General features: G+C 64.4%; 13 protein-coding genes. 6 read left to right on the forward strand and 7 right to left on the reverse strand.

Translation table 11 applies throughout. The features are described 5' to 3' along the window. Positions 1-2: 2 nt before the first annotated feature. The 6 genes from CKW13_RS11735 to rfbB are packed head-to-tail and all read right to left on the reverse strand — an operon-like array spanning position 3 to position 6,227. Entirely contained in the window at positions 3-458 is a 456-nt protein-coding gene (locus CKW13_RS11735; RefSeq protein WP_095108779.1) for a YiiD C-terminal domain-containing protein, read from the reverse strand. 22 nt (positions 459-480) lie between these two features. Next, complete coding sequence (locus tag CKW13_RS11740) at positions 481-1,881, reverse strand: sigma-54 dependent transcriptional regulator (protein WP_095108780.1); 1,401 nt, start codon at positions 1,879-1,881, stop codon at positions 481-483. Further along, positions 1,878-3,686, reverse strand: coding sequence for an ATP-binding protein (locus CKW13_RS11745; RefSeq protein WP_095108781.1), 1,809 nt, complete (start codon positions 3,684-3,686; stop codon positions 1,878-1,880). The genes CKW13_RS11740 and CKW13_RS11745 overlap by 4 nt, the downstream gene beginning before the upstream one ends. A gap of 32 nt (positions 3,687-3,718) precedes the next feature. Further along, entirely contained in the window at positions 3,719-4,594 is an 876-nt protein-coding gene (gene rfbD, locus CKW13_RS11750; RefSeq protein ID WP_095108782.1) for a dTDP-4-dehydrorhamnose reductase, read from the reverse strand. Then, entirely contained in the window at positions 4,591-5,136 is a 546-nt protein-coding gene (gene rfbC / locus CKW13_RS11755) for a dTDP-4-dehydrorhamnose 3,5-epimerase (protein WP_095108783.1), read from the reverse strand. The genes rfbD and rfbC overlap by 4 nt, the downstream gene beginning before the upstream one ends. A 2-nt stretch (positions 5,137-5,138) precedes the next feature. Continuing rightward, complete coding sequence (gene rfbB, locus CKW13_RS11760; protein ID WP_095108784.1) at positions 5,139-6,227, reverse strand: dTDP-glucose 4,6-dehydratase; 1,089 nt, start codon at positions 6,225-6,227, stop codon at positions 5,139-5,141. 191 nt (positions 6,228-6,418) lie between these two features. Between rfbB and CKW13_RS11765 the strand changes: the two genes are divergently transcribed. The 4 genes from CKW13_RS11765 (at position 6,419) to CKW13_RS11780 (ending at position 11,970) form a co-directional block, all read left to right on the forward strand. Then, on the forward strand, positions 6,419-9,331 hold the full coding sequence (locus CKW13_RS11765) for an aminotransferase (RefSeq protein ID WP_095108785.1): 2,913 nt from the start codon (positions 6,419-6,421) through the stop codon (positions 9,329-9,331). A gap of 200 nt (positions 9,332-9,531) precedes the next feature. After that, a complete protein-coding gene (gene aguB / locus CKW13_RS11770) occupies positions 9,532-10,410 on the forward strand; it encodes an N-carbamoylputrescine amidase (protein ID WP_095108786.1) in 879 nt (292 codons plus the stop codon). Positions 10,411-10,415: 5 nt separating this feature from the next. After that, complete coding sequence (aguA, locus tag CKW13_RS11775) at positions 10,416-11,522, forward strand: agmatine deiminase (RefSeq protein ID WP_095108787.1); 1,107 nt, start codon at positions 10,416-10,418, stop codon at positions 11,520-11,522. A gap of 235 nt (positions 11,523-11,757) precedes the next feature. Further along, positions 11,758-11,970 carry a hypothetical protein gene (locus CKW13_RS11780; RefSeq protein ID WP_095108788.1) on the forward strand — a complete coding sequence of 71 codons (213 nt, stop codon included), beginning with the start codon at positions 11,758-11,760 and terminating at the stop codon, positions 11,968-11,970. Between the two features lie 219 nt (positions 11,971-12,189). On the opposite strand, the gene CKW13_RS11790 is transcribed toward CKW13_RS11780, so the two are convergent. Next, a complete protein-coding gene (locus tag CKW13_RS11790; protein WP_095108790.1) occupies positions 12,190-14,289 on the reverse strand; it encodes a TonB-dependent siderophore receptor in 2,100 nt (699 codons plus the stop codon). A 233-nt stretch (positions 14,290-14,522) separates the two neighbouring features. On the opposite strand from CKW13_RS11790, the gene CKW13_RS11795 reads away from it, so the two are divergent. Continuing rightward, positions 14,523-14,876 (forward strand): hypothetical protein, encoded by a 354-nt coding sequence (locus CKW13_RS11795; RefSeq protein ID WP_141233973.1) that lies wholly within the window; start codon positions 14,523-14,525, stop codon positions 14,874-14,876. A 209-nt stretch (positions 14,877-15,085) separates the two neighbouring features. After that, positions 15,086-16,372 carry an OprD family porin gene (locus tag CKW13_RS11800; RefSeq protein WP_095108792.1) on the forward strand — a complete coding sequence of 429 codons (1,287 nt, stop codon included), beginning with the start codon at positions 15,086-15,088 and terminating at the stop codon, positions 16,370-16,372. The last annotated feature ends 38 nt before the right edge of the window (positions 16,373-16,410 follow it).

A 16,410-nucleotide genomic window follows, 5' to 3' on the forward strand; every position in this document is an offset into this window, starting at 1 on the left:
CTTCACCGATGCAACACGTACTGCCCGCTAAACCGCACGGCGTCTTCGTCGCTGTCGCTGTTGACCACGCGGGTGTGCAGGGTCAGGCGGGCGCGGCCGTGGCGCCGGTACATGGCCAGGAACTTGCGCCACTGCGCCTCATCCGGCGCTGCGCACAAGGCGATGGCATCGGTGGTGACGGGCAGCGGATAGCTGATCTGCCCTTCCTGAATGACGATGTGCCCCTCGTCGATGCCTTCTTCGCGCAGGCGCAAATGCAGCCAGCCCCAGCCCGCCAGCACGGCGGCGCAGTACAGGCTGCCGCCGAACATGGTGCTCTTGTGGTTGACGTTGGCCGCCAGCGGCAGTTGCAGGCGCAGTTGCGCCGATTGCCAATCGAGCACCTTGAGGCCCATTTCCCGGGTCAGGGGGATGTCGTGGTGCAGCATCGATTCCAGGTGTTGGCGCTCGCGGCTCATTGGCGGGGTCTCGTGGGGTGGGTCAATCCGGGTCATCGGCGTTGTTGTGGCTGTTGGCGTCGGCGAAGTTGAGGCCGTGTTTGCGCAGTTTGTCGTGCAGGGTCTTGCGCGCGATGCCCAGGGCTTCGGCGAGGCTGCGTACGGAGTTGTGCGGGCGGGTCAGTTCGGCGGCGATCAGGTTTTTCTCGAAGGCTTCGACCTGCTCGCTCAGGCCGCCACCCAAGTGGTTGCCCAGGGCCGCGGTGGCGGCGTCGGGTTCCTGGTTGTCGAGGGCCAGTTCCAGGCCCAGGGCAAAGCGTTCGGCGACGTTTTGCAGTTCGCGCACATTGCCCGGCCAGGTGTGGCGCAGCAGCAGCGCCCGCTGCCCCGGTTGCAGGGTTTGCAGGGCCAAGCCGTGGCGGGCGCTGGCTTCGTCGGCGAAATGCTGGAACAGCGCCAGCACATCCTCGCCCCGCTCGCGCAGCGGCGCGATGCGCAGCGGCGCGACGTTGAGGCGGTAATACAGGTCGGCGCGAAACCGCCCCTGGTCGGCTGCTTGGCGCAGGTCTTCCTTGGTGGCGGCGATGATGCGGATGTCCAGCTTGATCTGTTGGTTGCCGCCCAGGCGTTCGACTACCCGTTCTTGCAGCAGGCGCAGCAGCTTGACCTGCACGTCCAGGCTCATGCTTTCGATTTCATCGAGAAACAGCGTGCCGCCGTTGGCGAACTCGAACTTGCCGATGCGGCGTTTTTGCGCGCCGGTGAAGGCGCCGGGTTCGTGGCCGAACAGTTCGCTTTCCACCACCGATTCGGCCAGGGCGCCGGCGTTGATCGCCACGAACGGCCCGTTGCGCCGCGCCGACAAGTCGTGCAGGGCGCGGGCGACCACTTCCTTGCCGGCGCCGGTCTCACCGAGGATCAACACGTCGGCGTGGGTCGGTGCGAGGGCGCCGATCTGCTCGCGCAGGCGCAGCATCGGCGCCGATTGGCCGACCAGGCGCGCGCTCAGCTCGTTGCGCTCGCTCAGGGCCAGGCGCAGGCTGCGGTTGTCCAGCACCAGGCGGCGCAGGTCCAGGGCGCGGCGCACGCTGTCGAGCAGGGCGTCGCTGGCGAAGGGTTTTTCGAGGAAATCGTAGGCGCCGGCGCGCATGGCCTGCACCGCCAGCGGCACGTCGCCGTGGCCGGTAATCAGCAGCACCGGCAGCTCCGGGTCCTGGCCGTGCAATTGGGCCAGCAGCTCCAGGCCATCCATGCCCGGCATGCGGATGTCGCTGACCACCACCCCCAGCCAGTCGCGCTCCAGGCGCGCGGCCACGCCTTGGGCCTCGGCCAGGGCCTGGACCTTGAGGCCGGCGAGGTCGAGGGTTTGGCTCAGGGCCTGGAGCAAGTGGGGATCGTCATCGATCAGTAGCACCTGGGTTCGGTGGTCGATGGGGGCGCTCATGAACTTCGGTCCTCGGGAGGTTGCAGGCTCACGCCCGGTGCGCCGGCACGCAGGCGCAGGGTCAGGAGGGCGCCGCCTTCGCGGTGGTTGGCGAACGACAGTTCACCGCCAAAGGCGCGCATCAGGGTGTCACAGATCGCCAGCCCCAGCCCCAGCCCCTGGGTGCGGGTCTTGGTGGTGTAGAAGGGTTCGCTGGCCCGGCCCAGGGCTTCCATGCAAAAGCCCGGGCCGTTGTCGCGGATGGACAGGGTAACGCCCTCGTCTGTGGCCTGGGCACTGAGCCAGAGTTTGCGCGGCGGGCCTTTTTCGGTGAGGGCGTCGAGGGCGTTGGCCAGCAGGTTGCCCAGCACTTGGCGCAAGCGGGTTTCGCCGGCCTCGACCCACAGGGTGGCGGCCGGCAGGTCGCGGATCAGTTCCACTTCCATGGCGCGCCGGCGTTTGGCCAGCAGGGCCAGGGCATCGTCCAGGGCCGGTTGTAGGGCCACGCTTTCCGGGGCATGGCGGTCGCGGCGAGCGAAGGCGCGCAGGTGGGCGATGATCGAGGCCATGCGCCCGGTCAGTTCGTTGATGAGCTTGAGGTTGCCGCGGGCGTCGTCCAGGCGTTGGTGGTCGAGGAGGATTTCGGCGTTTTCCGCGTAGCTGCGGATCGCCGCCAGGGGCTGGTTGAGCTCGTGGCTGATGCTCGCCGACATGGTGCCCAGGGCCGAGAGCTTACCGGCCTGCACCAGGTCATCCTGGGCACGCACCAGTTCTTGCTGGGCCGTTTCCCGTTCCAGCACTTCTTCTTTGAGGCGCCGGTTCAGCCCTTCGAGGTCGCTGGTGCGCTCGGCCACGCGCATTTCCAGGGTGCGCCGCGCCTTGGCTTCGAAGGCGATGCGGTCCAGGTAATGGCGGCGGCGCTGCATCATCAGCCCCAGCAACAGCATCAACACCAGCAGGGCTGCGCCGCCGATCACCAGCACGGTGCGCACCGGGCGGTCGATCAGGGTGCGCGGGGCGAGGATGCTCACGCTCCAACCGGTTTCGTCGATTTGCTGGACCTGGGTCAGCCACGCGGCGGGGTTGAGGTTCAGCGGCTGCGGGTCGCGGGTGGGGTAGGGCTGCACGGCGGCGATCGATTCGCGCTCGGCTGCGGTCAGGGGGCGGGTTGCGCGAAAGCGCCATTGCGGGCGCGAGGTGAGGATGACCACGCCATTGTGGTCGGTCACCAGCAGTTGCTCGGGGGTGTTGCCCCACAGGCGCTCGGTGTGGTCCAGGTCGACCTTGACCACCAACACGCCCACCACTTGCTCGGCATCGTGCACGGCGGCGGCGAAGAAGTAGCCGCGCTTGCCGGAGGTGGTGCCCAGGCCGAAAAACCGCCCCAGGCGCCCGGCCATGGCTTCGCTGAAATACGGGCGGAAGGCGAAATTGCGGCCGACGAAGCTGTCGCTTTTGTCCCAGTTGGACGCCGCCAGGGTGTTGCCCGTGGTGTCCATCAGGTACATGACTTCGGCGCCGCTCTGCACCGCGATGTTTTTCAGCAACTGGTTGGCGTTGTCCTGGGTCAGGCGATGGTGCGGCGCGGCGATTACCGCCCGCAGCGCCGGCAGGTCACCCAGGGTTTGGGGCATCACCTCGTAGCGGTGCAGGGTGCCCAGCAGGTTGGCGACGTAGAGATCCAGGGTCTGGCGGTTCTGCCCCGCCAGTTCGCTGCGGTAGTAGCGCTCGGCCAAGTGCTCCAGCGGCCACAGCAACGGCGCCAGGCACAGGGCCAGCAGTGCCAGGCTGCGCCAGCGTGGGCGGCGGGGAAGGGTGGGAGTCATAGCGTTCTGATTGCTGTCGGGGCGAGGGGGCATTATGCCCAGTGCTGCCCTGCAAGGCACTCGTGCAGTGCGCTGCGCCAATCGGGCTGGCTGACGCCCCACTGCTGCTGTAGGTGCGAGCAGTCCAGGCGCGAGTTGAGCGGGCGGGTGGCGGGGGTTGGGTAGTCGCGTGTCGGGATCGGCTCCAGGCTGGCACAGGGCCGGCCCATGGCTTGCAGGTGTGCGGCGATGGCCTGGGCGAAGCCGAACCATGAAGTCTCACCGCCCGCGCTCAAGTGGTACACGCCCCACGGCCCGGCGCGGCCGGCCTGCCAGCGTTCGATCAACTGCGCCGTGCTGCGGGCGATGGTAGCGGCCCAGGTAGGCGCGCCGATCTGGTCGGCAACGATGCGCAGGTGAGGTTTTTCTTGCAGCAGGCGTTGCATCGTCAGCAGGAAATTACGCCCATGGGTGGAGTACACCCAACTGGTGCGCAAAATCAGGTGCTGGCCCGCCACGGCGCTGATGGCCTGCTCGCCCGCCCGTTTGCTGCGCCCGTATACGCTCAAGGGGTTGGGCGCATCGGCCTCGGTGTACGGCGCGTTTTTGCTGCCGTCGAACACGTAGTCGGTGGAGTAGTGGATCAACGGAATGCCCAATTCCTGTGCCTGCTCGGCGAAAACCTGGGGCGCCGTGGCGTTGATGGCGAAGGCCAGGTCCGGCTCGCTTTCGGCCTGATCCACGGCGGTGTGGGCGGCGGCGTTGATTATCAGGTGCGGGCGGATGCTCTGTACCTGGTGGCGGATCTGCGCGGGGTCAGCGAGGTCGAGTTGCTCGCGCCCCAGCACCACCAACTCGCCCAAGCCCTTGAGGTGGGTTTGCAGCTCGCGGGAGACCTGGCCGTGCTGGCCGCTGATAAGGATCTTCATGGGAACAGGTCCGCGTCGCGCAGCCACTGGCCGGCCTGATCCTTGGCCGACAATTGCGGCGCCTCGTCCAGTTGCCAGTCGATGGCCAGTGTGGGGTCGTCCCAGCGTAGGCAGCGCTCCGCTTGGGGGTTGTAGTAATCGGTGGTCTTGTAGAGGAACTCGGCCACTTCGCTGAGCACCACAAAGCCATGGGCGAAGCCTTCGGGTACCCACAATTGGCGGTGGTTCTGTGCCGACAACCGCACCGCCACCCACTGGCCGAAATGCGCCGAGCTGCGGCGGATGTCCACCGCCACGTCGAGCACTTCGCCGACGGTGACGCGCACCAATTTGCCTTGGGTGTCTTGCAACTGATAGTGCAGGCCGCGCAGCACCCCTTGGCGCGAACGGGAATGGTTGTCCTGGACGAAATTCAGCTCCAGGCCCGTGGCCTGGGCAAGCGCCCGGGCATTGAAACTTTCGTAGAAAAAACCGCGCTCGTCGCCGAACACGTTCGGCTCGATCACCAGCACGCCGGGCAGTTGGGTAGGGATGACATTCATGCTCAGGCTCCGGCGATCAGGTCTTTGAAGTCACTGTTGCCCAGGCGCTGGCCTTGATAGCTGCCGTCCTGCACATGCTGGCACCACGCAAGGTTGGCCAAGTACCACTGCACGGTTTTGCGCAGGCCACTGGCGAAGGTTTCTTCGGGCACCCAGCCCAGTTCGCGTTCGATCTTGCTGGCGTCGATGGCGTAGCGCTGGTCGTGGCCGGGGCGGTCGGTGACGAAGGTGATGAGATCGGCGAACTGCGCCACACCGGCCGGTTTTTGCGGCGCCAGTTCTTCCAGCAACTGGCAGATGCCGCGCACCACGTCGATGTTCTTCTGCTCGTTGTGGCCGCCGATGTTGTAGGTCTGCCCGACCTCACCTGCGCTGACCACTTTGAGCAGGGCCCGGGCGTGGTCGTCGACGAACAGCCAGTCGCGCACTTGCTGGCCGTTGCCGTACACCGGCAGCGGCTTGCCGGCCAGGGCGTTGAGGATCACCAGCGGGATGAGTTTTTCCGGGAAGTGGAACGGCCCGTAGTTGTTCGAGCAATTGGTCAGCAGCACCGGCAGGCCATAGGTGCGATGCCAGGCGCGCACCAGGTGATCGGACGCCGCTTTGCTGGCCGAGTAGGGTGAGCTGGGGGCGTAGGGCGTGGTTTCGGTGAACAGGTCATCCACGCCATGGAGGTCGCCGTAGACTTCGTCGGTGGAGATGTGGTGAAAGCGAAACGCCCGTTTGTCTGCCTCGGCCAGCGTCTGCCAGTAGGCGCGGGCGGCTTCGAGCAAGGCGTAGGTGCCGACAATGTTGGTCTGGATGAACGCTGCCGGGCCATCGATGGAACGGTCGACATGGGACTCGGCGGCCAGGTGCATGATGGCCTGGGGCTGGAACCGCGCCAGTACGGTGCTGACGGTGGCCTGGTCGGCGATGTCGGCTTGGACGAACTCGTAACGGGTGTTGGTGGCGATGCTGGCCAGGGATTCGAGGTTGCCGGCGTAGGTCAGTTTGTCCAGGTTGAGCACCTCATGATCGGTGTGCTCGATCAGGTGGCGGATCAGGGCCGAGCCAATGAACCCGGCGCCGCCGGTGATGAGAATGCGCATGTCGTGGACCTTCTTTCTGGAGCAGGCGTGGAGCAAAAAGGAGCATAGCCTGTCGCCCCTTGGCGGGCGGCGCAAGGCTGGCGGGAGAATTCGGATAAATCGCAGCCGCGTGTAGGACGACGGCAGGGGCTTGCGTAACCGCCAGCGCAGTGGCGAGATAGGCGCCTGATTCTCAACCCAGGGGTTTTGCTATGTCGCTCGCCACCATGATTCACCGTGCCAGCCTGCCCGGCCCGCAATTCAGCGCGGCCCAGGCACTGGAACTGCTCCAGGTGCATTACGGTTTGAGCGGCACCTTGCAGGCGCTGGGCAGCCAGCAGGATTTGAACTATCGCCTGGACAGCGACCAGGGCCGATACGTGCTGAAAATCTGCCGGGGCGACTACGCCGCCACCGAACTCGCCGCCCAGCACGCGGCGCTCCAGCACCTGGCGGGGCAGGCCGGGCTGCCGGTGCCCCGGGTGCTCGCCGCGCGTAACGGTGCAGACCTGCTGACCCTGGAAGTGGCCGGCGCGCCGGTGCATGTGCGCGTGCTGGAGTACATCGACGGCCGCTCCCTGACCCACCTCAAGCACCTGGGCCCGGAGCTGGTGGCTGGCCTGGGGCGCCTGTGCGGCGAGATGGACCGGGCTTTAGCGACCTTCCAGCACCCAGGCCTGGAGCGCGCCCTGCAATGGGACCCGCAACACGCCCAGGCGTTGATCGCCCATTTGCTGCCGGTGCTGGGCGACGCAGGCCAACAGCAGCAGGTGGCCGCCGCCGCGCAGCAGGCCGAGCAACGTTTGCAGCCGCTGCGGGCGAGCCTGCCGGTGCAGGCGATTCACCTGGACATTACCGACGACAACGTGGTCTGGCAGCGCGATCCCCAGCGCCAATGGCAGTTGCAAGGCGTGATCGATTTTGGCGACCTGGTCCGCACCTGGCGCATCGCCGACCTCTCGGTGACCTGCGCGGCGTTGCTGCACCATGCCGAGGGCGACCCCTTCTATATCCTCCCGGCGATCCGCGCCTATCACCGCGTCAACCCCTTGCTGCCCCAGGAGTTGCAGGCGTTGTGGCCGCTGATCGTGGCCCGCGCGGCGGTGCTGGTGCTCAGCGGTGAGCAGCAAGTGAGCATCGACCCCGGCAACCAGTACAGCCGCGACAACCTGAGCCATGAATGGGAGATTTTCCGCGTGGCCACCTCGGTGCCGCTGGCCCTGATGGAAGCGGCGATTCTCAGCGCCGTCGGCGAGGTGCCCGCACCCGTGGCCAGCGAGGGCTTTGCGCCGTTGTTGCCGGGGCTGGTGGGGCGTGAGTTCGTGTTGCTCGACCTGGGCGTGCTCAGCCCCCATTTCGAAGCGGGCAACTGGGAGCAGGCCGGCATCGATGAGCGTTTGCTGGCCGAAGCGGCGGCCGTGCATGGCCTGGCGGCCAGCCGTTATGGCCAGTACCGCCTCTCGCGCACGCGCATCGACAGCGCGGTGGAACCCGAGACTTGCCCGCTGCACGTGCAGCTCCACGTGCCCTTGGGCACGGCGGTGCAAGCGCCGTTCGACGGCACGTTGCGCAGCCTGGGCGAGGGCGCCGTGCAACTCGATGGCGCGGCGTCGAGCCTGCGTTTATGGGGCGTGGTGCCGTTGCCAGAAGCCGCCACGGCGCTGCGCAAGGGCCAGGCGCTGGGCACGGCCAATGGCTTGTTGCAGGTGCAAGTGTGCCGCAGCGCCGAACTCGACCCGCCGCTCTTTTGCTCACCCACCCGCGCCCCGGCGTGGCAAGCCTTGTGCCCGTCCCCGGCGGCGCTGCTGGGGCTGGCCTGCGATGCCGCGCCAGAAACCGACCCGCAGGCCCTGCTGGCGCGCCGCGAGGCCAGTTTCGCCCGCTCGCAAAAACACTATTACGCCGACCCGCCGCGTATCGAACGCGGCTGGCGCAACCACCTGATCGACATGCAGGGCCGCTCCTACCTGGACATGCTCAACAACGTCGCGGTGCTCGGCCACGGCCACCCGCGCATGGCCCAGGAGGCGAGCCGCCAGTGGTCGCTGCTCAACACCAACTCGCGGTTTCACTACGCGGCCATTGCCGAGTTCTCCGAACGCTTGCTGGCACTGGCGCCGGCCTCCATGGACCGGGTGTTTCTCGTCAACAGCGGCACCGAAGCCAACGACCTGGCGATTCGCCTGGCCTGGGCCTACAGCGGCGGGCGCGACATGCTCAGCGTGCTGGAGGCGTACCACGGCTGGTCGGTGGCCACCGATGCGATTTCCACCTCCATCGCCGACAACCCACAAGCCCTGAGCACCCGCCCCGACTGGGTGCACCCGGTCACCGCGCCCAACACTTACCGTGGGCCGTTCCGCGGCCCCGACAGTGCGCCGGCCTACGTGCGCAGCGTGGAGCAGACCCTGGCCAACCTGGCGCGGCAGCAACGCCAGGTCGCCGGGTTTATCTGCGAACCGGTGTACGGCAACGCGGGCGGGATCTCCCTGCCGCCAGGCTATTTGCAGCAGGTGTACGCCAAGGTGCGCGCCCAGGGCGGCGTGTGCATCGCCGACGAAGTGCAGGTCGGCTACGGGCGCATGGGCAAGTTCTTCTGGGGCTTTGAAGAGCAGGGCGTGGTGCCCGACATCATCACCATGGCCAAGGGCATGGGCAACGGCCAGCCCCTGGGCGCGGTGATTACCCGCCGGGAAATCGCCGAAGCGCTGGAGGCCGAGGGTTACTTCTTCTCGTCTTCGGGCGGCAGTCCGGTCAGTTGCCGCATCGGCATGGCGGTGCTGGACGTGATGGCCGAAGAGAAACTCTGGGAAAACGCCCAAGTGGTGGGCGAGCACTTCAAGGCCCGCCTCCAAGCCCTGACCGAGCACCATCCGCTGGTGGGCGCGGTGCACGGTTCGGGGTTCTACCTGGGCGTGGAGTTGATCCGCGACCGCGCCACCCTGGAGCCGGCCAGCGAAGAAACCGCGGCCCTGTGCGAGCGCCTGCGGGAATTGGGGATCTTCATGCAGCCCACCGGCGATTACCTGAACATCCTCAAGATCAAGCCGCCGATGGTCACCACCCGCCAGAGTGTGGATTTCTTCGTCGATATGCTGTCCAAGGTGCTGGATGAGGGGTTGTAGAGGTCTGCCGTGATGATTTTCAGCGTATGAAGTCAGATTGTTATCGGTAATAAATGCAGCTTTTTAGATGGGTGGATAATTTCAGACTTCAATAGCCGATTTTTATCGGCTATAAAGGCCTCCATATCTACCCGCGTTCCCCGCTCTGTCATCGGCCCCCGTTATCCTGGGCGGCCGACCACCCCCCCAGGAGATGATTCATGAGCCGTATCGTTACCGTCGCCGCCACCCAGATGGCCTGTTCCTGGGACCTCGAAGCCAATATCGAGACCGCCGAGAAACTGGTGCGCGAAGCCGCCGCCAAGGGCGCGCAGATCATCCTGATCCAGGAGTTGTTCGAGAGCCCGTACTTCTGCCAGAAGCCCAACCCCGATTACCTGCAACTGGCCACCCACGTTGACGACAACGTGGCCATCAAGCACTTCCAGAAAATCGCCAAGGAACTGCAAGTGGTGCTGCCCATCAGCTTCTTCGAGCTGGCTGGGCGGGCGCGTTTCAACAGCATCGCCATCATCGACGCCGACGGCAGCAACCTGGGCATCTACCGCAAGAGCCACATCCCGGACGGCCCTGGTTACCACGAAAAGTATTACTTCAACCCCGGCGACACCGGGTTCAAAGTATGGAACACCCGCTACGCGAAAATCGGCGTGGGCATCTGCTGGGACCAGTGGTTCCCCGAGTGCGCCCGCAGCATGGCGCTGCAAGGCGCGGAAATCCTGTTCTACCCCACCGCCATCGGCAGCGAGCCGCATGACAAGACCATCTCCTCGCGCGACCACTGGCAGCGCGTGCAGCAGGGCCATGCCGGTGCCAACCTGATGCCGCTGATCGCCAGCAACCGCATCGGCAACGAAGAGCAGGACGGCTACGACATCACCTTCTACGGCTCCTCGTTCATCGCCAATCAGTTCGGCGAGAAGGTCCAGGAACTCAACGAAACCGAAGAAGGCGTGCTGGTGCACAGCTTCGACCTCGATGAGCTGGAGCACATCCGCAGCGCTTGGGGCTCGTTCCGCGACCGCCGGCCGAACCTGTACGGCGCCCTCAAGACCCTCGACGGTTCTTTGGAGTCCTGATCGCCATGACCACTTTGCACAGCACCCCGCGCGCTGACGGCTTCTACATGCCGGCCGAGTGGGCGCCGCAGACTCAGGCCTGGATGATCTGGCCCGAGCGCCCGGACAACTGGCGCCTGGGCGGCAAGCCCGCGCAGGCCGCCCACGTTGCGGTGGCCAAGGCCATCGCGCGCTTCGAGCCGGTGACGGTAGCGGTGTCGGCGGCGCAATACGAAAACGCCCGGGCGCGCCTGGACGTGCCCAATATCCGCGTGGTCGAGATGTCCAGCGACGACGCTTGGGTGCGTGACACCGGGCCGACCTTCGTCATCAACAACGACGGCCAGGTGCGCGGCGTGCACTGGGACTTCAATGCCTGGGGCGGGTTTGACGGCGGCCTGTATGCGCCGTGGAACCGCGATTGCCAGGTGGGCAGCAAGATCCTCGAAATCGAACGGGCCGCGCGCTACCGCACCGAGGGTTTTGTGCTGGAGGGCGGCTCGATCCACGTCGATGGCGAAGGCACCCTGATTACCACCGAGGAATGCCTGCTCAACCGCAATCGCAATGCGCACCTGAGCCGCGAAGAGATCGAAGCGGTGCTTGGCGCTCATCTGGCTGTGGATAAAGTCATCTGGCTGCCCGATGGCCTGTTCAACGACGAAACCGACGGCCATGTGGATAACTTCTGCTGCTACGTGCGCCCCGGCGAAGTGCTGCTGGCCTGGACGGACGACCCGCAAAACCCCAACTACCCGCGCTGCCAGGCCGCGCTGAAGGTGCTGGAAACCACCACCGACGCCAAGGGCCGCACCTTGGTGGTGCACAAGATGCCGATTCCGGGGCCGCTGTACGCGACCGCAGAAGAGTGTGCCGGGGTGGACGCAGTGGAAGGCAGCCAGGAGCGCAACCCGTCGGTGCGCCTGGCCGGGTCCTACGTCAACTTCCTGATCGTCAACGGCGGCATCATTGCGCCGAGTTTCGACGACCCGTTGGACGAGCCGGCGCGCGAGATTCTCCAGGCGCTGTTCCCCCAGCACGAAGTGGTCATGGTGCCGGGGCGCGAGTTGTTACTGGGTGGCGGCAATATTCACTGCCTTACCCAACAACAGCCTGCGCCGCACAAAGAGTGAGTGAGGTTGTAACAGCCGGTGTCGCCGCCAAGGCGCCGCCGGTGCCCGGCCAACCCCGGTAGAAGTAACCAAACCCGCAGCCGGCCTGAGCTGCGGGTTTTTTTATGTCGATCGTCAGACAATCCCCTGCCTTGGCACAGCTCTTGTATCTGCCTTTAGCGTTAATCCAGGCTGCGACGTTCTGTCATATAGCTTGGATAAGTTGGCCGCTCACAAACCAGGAGAGTGCGTTGAAATGGACGCCAAATTGAATATGGTCTGCGAGCGAACACTGCATCCCCTGGCAATAAATCGCGAATCGCTCCAGGTTCTGGCGCGATGGTTGAAGTCCAATGGAGCGCGCCGGGTTGCCTACAGCGACTCGCGCCGGACGATGATCGAGCGTTACCCGGTTGGGTTGTTCAGCGAAGCTGAAATCCAGGCGCTGTGGGATGTGATGCAAGGATAGACATCAACGGATTGGTACAAGCGCTGCCCGGATGGCAGCGCTTTTTTTTGTTCAGGATTTGCCATTTACCATCCCCGCAGATCCCTCCCTGTGGGTTTTGAGCGCCACCCACTGCAGTGGGAGCGGGCTTGCCCGCGATGAGGCCCGCCTATTCACTGGCCAGGCTGGCGCCATTGCGGGCAAGGCCCGCTCCCACAGGTTTGCCTGGGGTTTTGGGGTTTAGAAGCTATAGGTTCCCGTCACCACCAGGCTGCGCGGTGCGCCGGGTTGGATTTGCGCGGCGCTGGTGGCCGAGGCGTAGTAGGTGCGGTCGGTGATGTTGTTCAGTGCCGCGCGCAGGTCCCAGTCTTTCTGGCGCAAGCCCACCAACGCATCCCAACGGCCGTAGCCGGGTAGTACGGTGGTGTTGGCGTTGTCGGCGAAGCGGTCGCCTTCCAGGGTCAGGCCGGTTTCGGCGTACCAGCCCATGTGTGGTTTCCAGGTCAGGAACAGGCTGCCATTGCGCTTGGCCACGTTGTTGATGCGTTTGCCTTCCTGGCCGTTGTTGTCCTTGACGATGGTGGCGTCTTGCACACCGATGCCGCCACGTAAGTACCAGTTGCCGGTGATGTTGCCCGCGGCCGTCAGCTCGATGCCGCGTGAGCGCTGCATACCGCTGAGCACGGTTTTGGTGGGGTCGTCCGGGTCGGTGGTGCGGCGGTTGTAGAGTTCCAGTTCATACACCGCCAGGGTGGTGCTCAGGCGTTCGTCGAGCCAGTCGCTCTTGACTCCGATTTCTTTCTGCTTGGTCAGCTCCGGGCTCAGGTCGTTGGTATTGCCGGCCGCGCCCGGGGTGATGCCGATCAGGCCGCCGCCCACCGGGGAGAAGGTCTTGGTCCAGGAGGCGTAGAAAGAGTGGTCCTGCAACGGCGTCCAGACCACGCCCAGCCGTGGGCTGGTGCTGTGGCTGTCGCGGTCCTCGGTGAGGCGGGTGAGGTTGTTGGTGGACTCGATATCGAAGGTGTCGTAGCGCAGGCCGGCCAGCAGTTGCCATTGATCGTTGAGGCGCAGTTGGTCTTGCACATACACCGCGCGGCTTTCGACTTCGGTATGGCTGCTGCTGAACAGTGTCATGGCGCCGCGATGCACCAGGCTGCGATCGGGGTTGTACAGGTCCAGGCCCGGTACCGGCAGCACATTGGCGCCTTTGGTGGCGGCGTTGTACAGGGTCGGGTCGCGGCGTTGGCTGCCCAGTTCCAGGCCGGTGAGCAGGCGATGCTCCAGGCCGAAGGTGTCGAAGCCACCCTCCAGCTCCAGGTTGTTGTAGACGTTGCGGGTGGTGAGGTCCTGCTGCCAGTGCTGGCGGGTGACCTTGCCGGTTTTTTTGTCGTAGCCGGTCTGGTAGGTGTTATCGAAGTCGCTGTTGAGCTTGAACACGCCCAGGGTGTGGCGCAGTTGCCAGTTGTCGGCCAACTCGTAGCTGAGCTTGGAGCGCAGGGACTGGGATTTGTCGTCGATAAAATCGTGTTCGCCGCCGTAGGTGGTGTCGCGGCCCACGTCCGCCGGGCGCCCGTTGATGCCGGGGATGCCACGGTCGGGGGTGCGGTTGTAACGGCTGTATTCGTACTGCACCAGCCAATTCAGCTCGGGGGTCAATTGCCAGCTCATGGACGGGGCGAACAACTGGCGGTTGCCGTCCACGCCATCGCGAAAGCTGTTCTGGTCCTCGTTGCCCATGTTCAGGCGCAGGCTGAGGTTGTCGCTGGGGTCGGTGCTCAGGTCGGCGTAGAGGCTGCGCAGGTCTTCGCTACCGCCCTGTGCTTCAAGGGTGGAGCGGCGGCCGAACTGCGGCAGTTTGCTCACCCGGTTGATGATCCCGCCCTGGCTGCCACGGCCATAGAGCACCGCCGCCGGGCCCTTGAGCACGTCTACCCGCTCGATGTTGTGCAGATCGCGCTTGTACTGGCTGTCGTCGCGGATACCGTCCAGGTAGAAGTCGTTGCTGGCGTCGAAACCGCGGATGCGCAGGCTGTCGAAGCGGGTGTCGGCGCCGCTGCTGATATTGGGTTGGCCGCTCAACGCCTTGCCCAAATCGTTGTTGCCGTAGTCCATGACATTGGCGGTTTTCACCGAATCAATCGCTTGCGGCACGTAGCGCACAGGCGTGGCGGTGCGGGTCGCGGTGCTGGTTTGCTTGACGCGTGGGTCGTCGTCCGGCGTATCGGCTTGGGCACTGATGGCGGTGGCGGGCAATACGGTGGTGGCGGCACTGGCAAAACCGGCGCACAGCAAAGTGCAAAGCCCAAGGGAAACGGGCGAAAAGCGGAAAGGGGCAGGCATCGGAAAACGCATCCAAATATGTGAAAAACAGAAGAGGGTGCGAATGATAATGCGTGCTATTTACTCTGGTTAATTATTATTGATTGGCTGTGCAATTTAGATGTTTCGTTATGTTTCTGCGGTCTTTGATGCACAGGGCAAGGGCTTTCAGCCATTTTTACCAGGGGCGTAACAGACAAAAACCCGACACGGTATTTTTCTAAAACGATGGCAGGGCTAGGCTGCTGCTGCGGTTGCAACCCGCGGCCTTTAGCCGCGCGCTGGCGTGCGTCAGCCGTGCTGCACTGGCCGACCCTGTAAAAGAAAGCCGCGCCTTATTGGCCTGGCTTTGCGGGCAGGGTTTCTCGACCTTGGCGCTGGAACAGGACGGCCATTTCCAGCTGATCGATATTGGCCCCTGCTTGGGTAAACCCGCAGTGTTCGCGGCTTGGCAGCGCAAGTCCTGGGGCCGCATCGACACCCCTTTTCAGCGCCCGCGCTGGTGTGCGAAGACGCGGGCTGTGGCGACGCAGCAGCGCAGGCTTGAGTATTCGACCCGGCTAGGTGTAGGTCACGTCTGGCAGCCTTATAAGAAATTGGCCTATTGACAGAAGATTCATGAAATTGACACGTCGTTGAGGGCGCGGATAGGATTCGCCTCAACGCCTGTGGCTATAAGCCATATATCAAAATAATAAGAGGTCCGCCGCGTTGGTTCGTGGGGCGGGCTTTTTTATTTAGGGCCGGGAAAAAGAGCGTTCAAACGCCTCCCTGTCTGCCGTCACAGCGCGTATCAACCCGAAATAAGGAAAATAATATGTTGAATAAGCGGATCGGTCTGATCGCACTGGGGATTTTGAGCGCAACAGCCACTCAGGCAATGGCTAACGAACAAGCCCAGGCTAAGGGCTTCGTTGAAGACAGCAGCCTGAACGTGCTGCTGCGTAACGCCTACATCAATCGCGACAAGAAAGACGGCAACCGTGACCAGCGTGAATGGGGCCAAGGCTTCATCGGCACGTTCAAGTCCGGCTTCACCCAAGGCACCGTCGGCGTGGGCGTTGACGCCTTCGGCCTGTACGGCGTGCGCCTGGACAAAGGCAGCCACAGCGGTGGCGGCGGTATCGACTTCTTCAAATTGGGCGACAGCGGCAACCCGGCCGGCGACCTGGCCAAGGCCGGCGCGGCAGTGAAGTTCCGCTTGTCCAGCACCACCCTGACCTACGGCGACCAAATGCCGGCCCTGCCGGTGCTGAACTACGACAACGGTCGCCTGTTGCCAGAGAGCTACACCGGTACCCTGATTACTTCCAAAGAAATCGAAGGCCTGGAACTGAACGCCGGCCGCTTCACCGCCGAATCGCGTAAAAGCGCCGAAGGCCACGACAGCGGTGGCCTGAAGTCGATCAACGTATTGGGCGGTAGCTACCAGTTCACCGAACAGTTCAAGGGCGCGCTGTACGCTTCCGACGTCGAAGACGTGCTGAAGAAGCAGTACATCAACCTCAACTACGTGTTCCCGCTGGCCACTGACCAGTCCCTGACTCTGGACTTCAACGGCTATCGCAGCAAGTTGGACAGCTCCTACGTCAAAGACAACGGCCTGACCGGCGACGACAACAAAATCTGGAGCCTGGCGGCCACCTACGCCCTCGGCGCTCACTCGTTCACCCTGGCGCACCAGCGCAGCACCGGCGACGCCAACACCGGCTACCCGTACGGCGGCTACCAGAACACAGGTCGCGTCGGTGACGGTGGCAACACCATCTACCTGGCCAACTCCTACTGGTCTGACTTCAACGCCGAAGACGAGCGCAGCTGGCAGTTGGGCTACGGTCTGGACTTCACCACCTTCGGTGTGCCGGGCCTGAGCTACAACTTCGCCTACGTGCGTGGCGACAACATCACCACCTCCACCAGCACCGGTGGTACCGAGCGCGAAATCTTCAACCAGTTCAAGTACGTGGTCCAAAGCGGCCCGGCCAAAGACCTGAGCGTAAGGCTGCGTAGCTCCATCCTGCGGGTGTCGCAAAAATCGGCTGAATACAACGACAGCGGTAACGAGCTGCGTGTGTTCGTCGACTACCCGATCAACGTGTTCTGATGAACGCGTGTGTGACGCTGACCTGAGGGCTGGCTGAA

Origin of the sequence: Pseudomonas sp. Irchel 3E20 (assembly GCF_900187645.1) — a bacterium.
Classification (GTDB): Bacteria; Pseudomonadota; Gammaproteobacteria; order Pseudomonadales; family Pseudomonadaceae; genus Aquipseudomonas.

Coding starts and splice junctions, on each gene's coding strand:
- rfbB (WP_095108784.1), bottom strand. CDS start 6,227: ATGCGCATTCTCATCACCGGCGGCGCCGGGTTCATTGGCTCGGCCCTG.
- CKW13_RS11740 (WP_095108780.1), bottom strand. CDS start 1,881: ATGAGCGCCCCCATCGACCACCGAACCCAGGTGCTACTGATCGATGAC.
- aguB (WP_095108786.1), top strand. CDS start 9,532: ATGAGCCGTATCGTTACCGTCGCCGCCACCCAGATGGCCTGTTCCTGG.
- CKW13_RS11735 (WP_095108779.1), bottom strand. CDS start 458: ATGAGCCGCGAGCGCCAACACCTGGAATCGATGCTGCACCACGACATC.
- CKW13_RS11745 (WP_095108781.1), bottom strand. CDS start 3,686: ATGACTCCCACCCTTCCCCGCCGCCCACGCTGGCGCAGCCTGGCACTG.
- rfbD (WP_095108782.1), bottom strand. CDS start 4,594: ATGAAGATCCTTATCAGCGGCCAGCACGGCCAGGTCTCCCGCGAGCTG.
- CKW13_RS11780 (WP_095108788.1), top strand. CDS start 11,758: ATGGACGCCAAATTGAATATGGTCTGCGAGCGAACACTGCATCCCCTG.
- CKW13_RS11800 (WP_095108792.1), top strand. CDS start 15,086: ATGTTGAATAAGCGGATCGGTCTGATCGCACTGGGGATTTTGAGCGCA.
- aguA (WP_095108787.1), top strand. CDS start 10,416: ATGACCACTTTGCACAGCACCCCGCGCGCTGACGGCTTCTACATGCCG.
- CKW13_RS11765 (WP_095108785.1), top strand. CDS start 6,419: ATGTCGCTCGCCACCATGATTCACCGTGCCAGCCTGCCCGGCCCGCAA.
- CKW13_RS11790 (WP_095108790.1), bottom strand. CDS start 14,289: ATGCCTGCCCCTTTCCGCTTTTCGCCCGTTTCCCTTGGGCTTTGCACT.
- rfbC (WP_095108783.1), bottom strand. CDS start 5,136: ATGAATGTCATCCCTACCCAACTGCCCGGCGTGCTGGTGATCGAGCCG.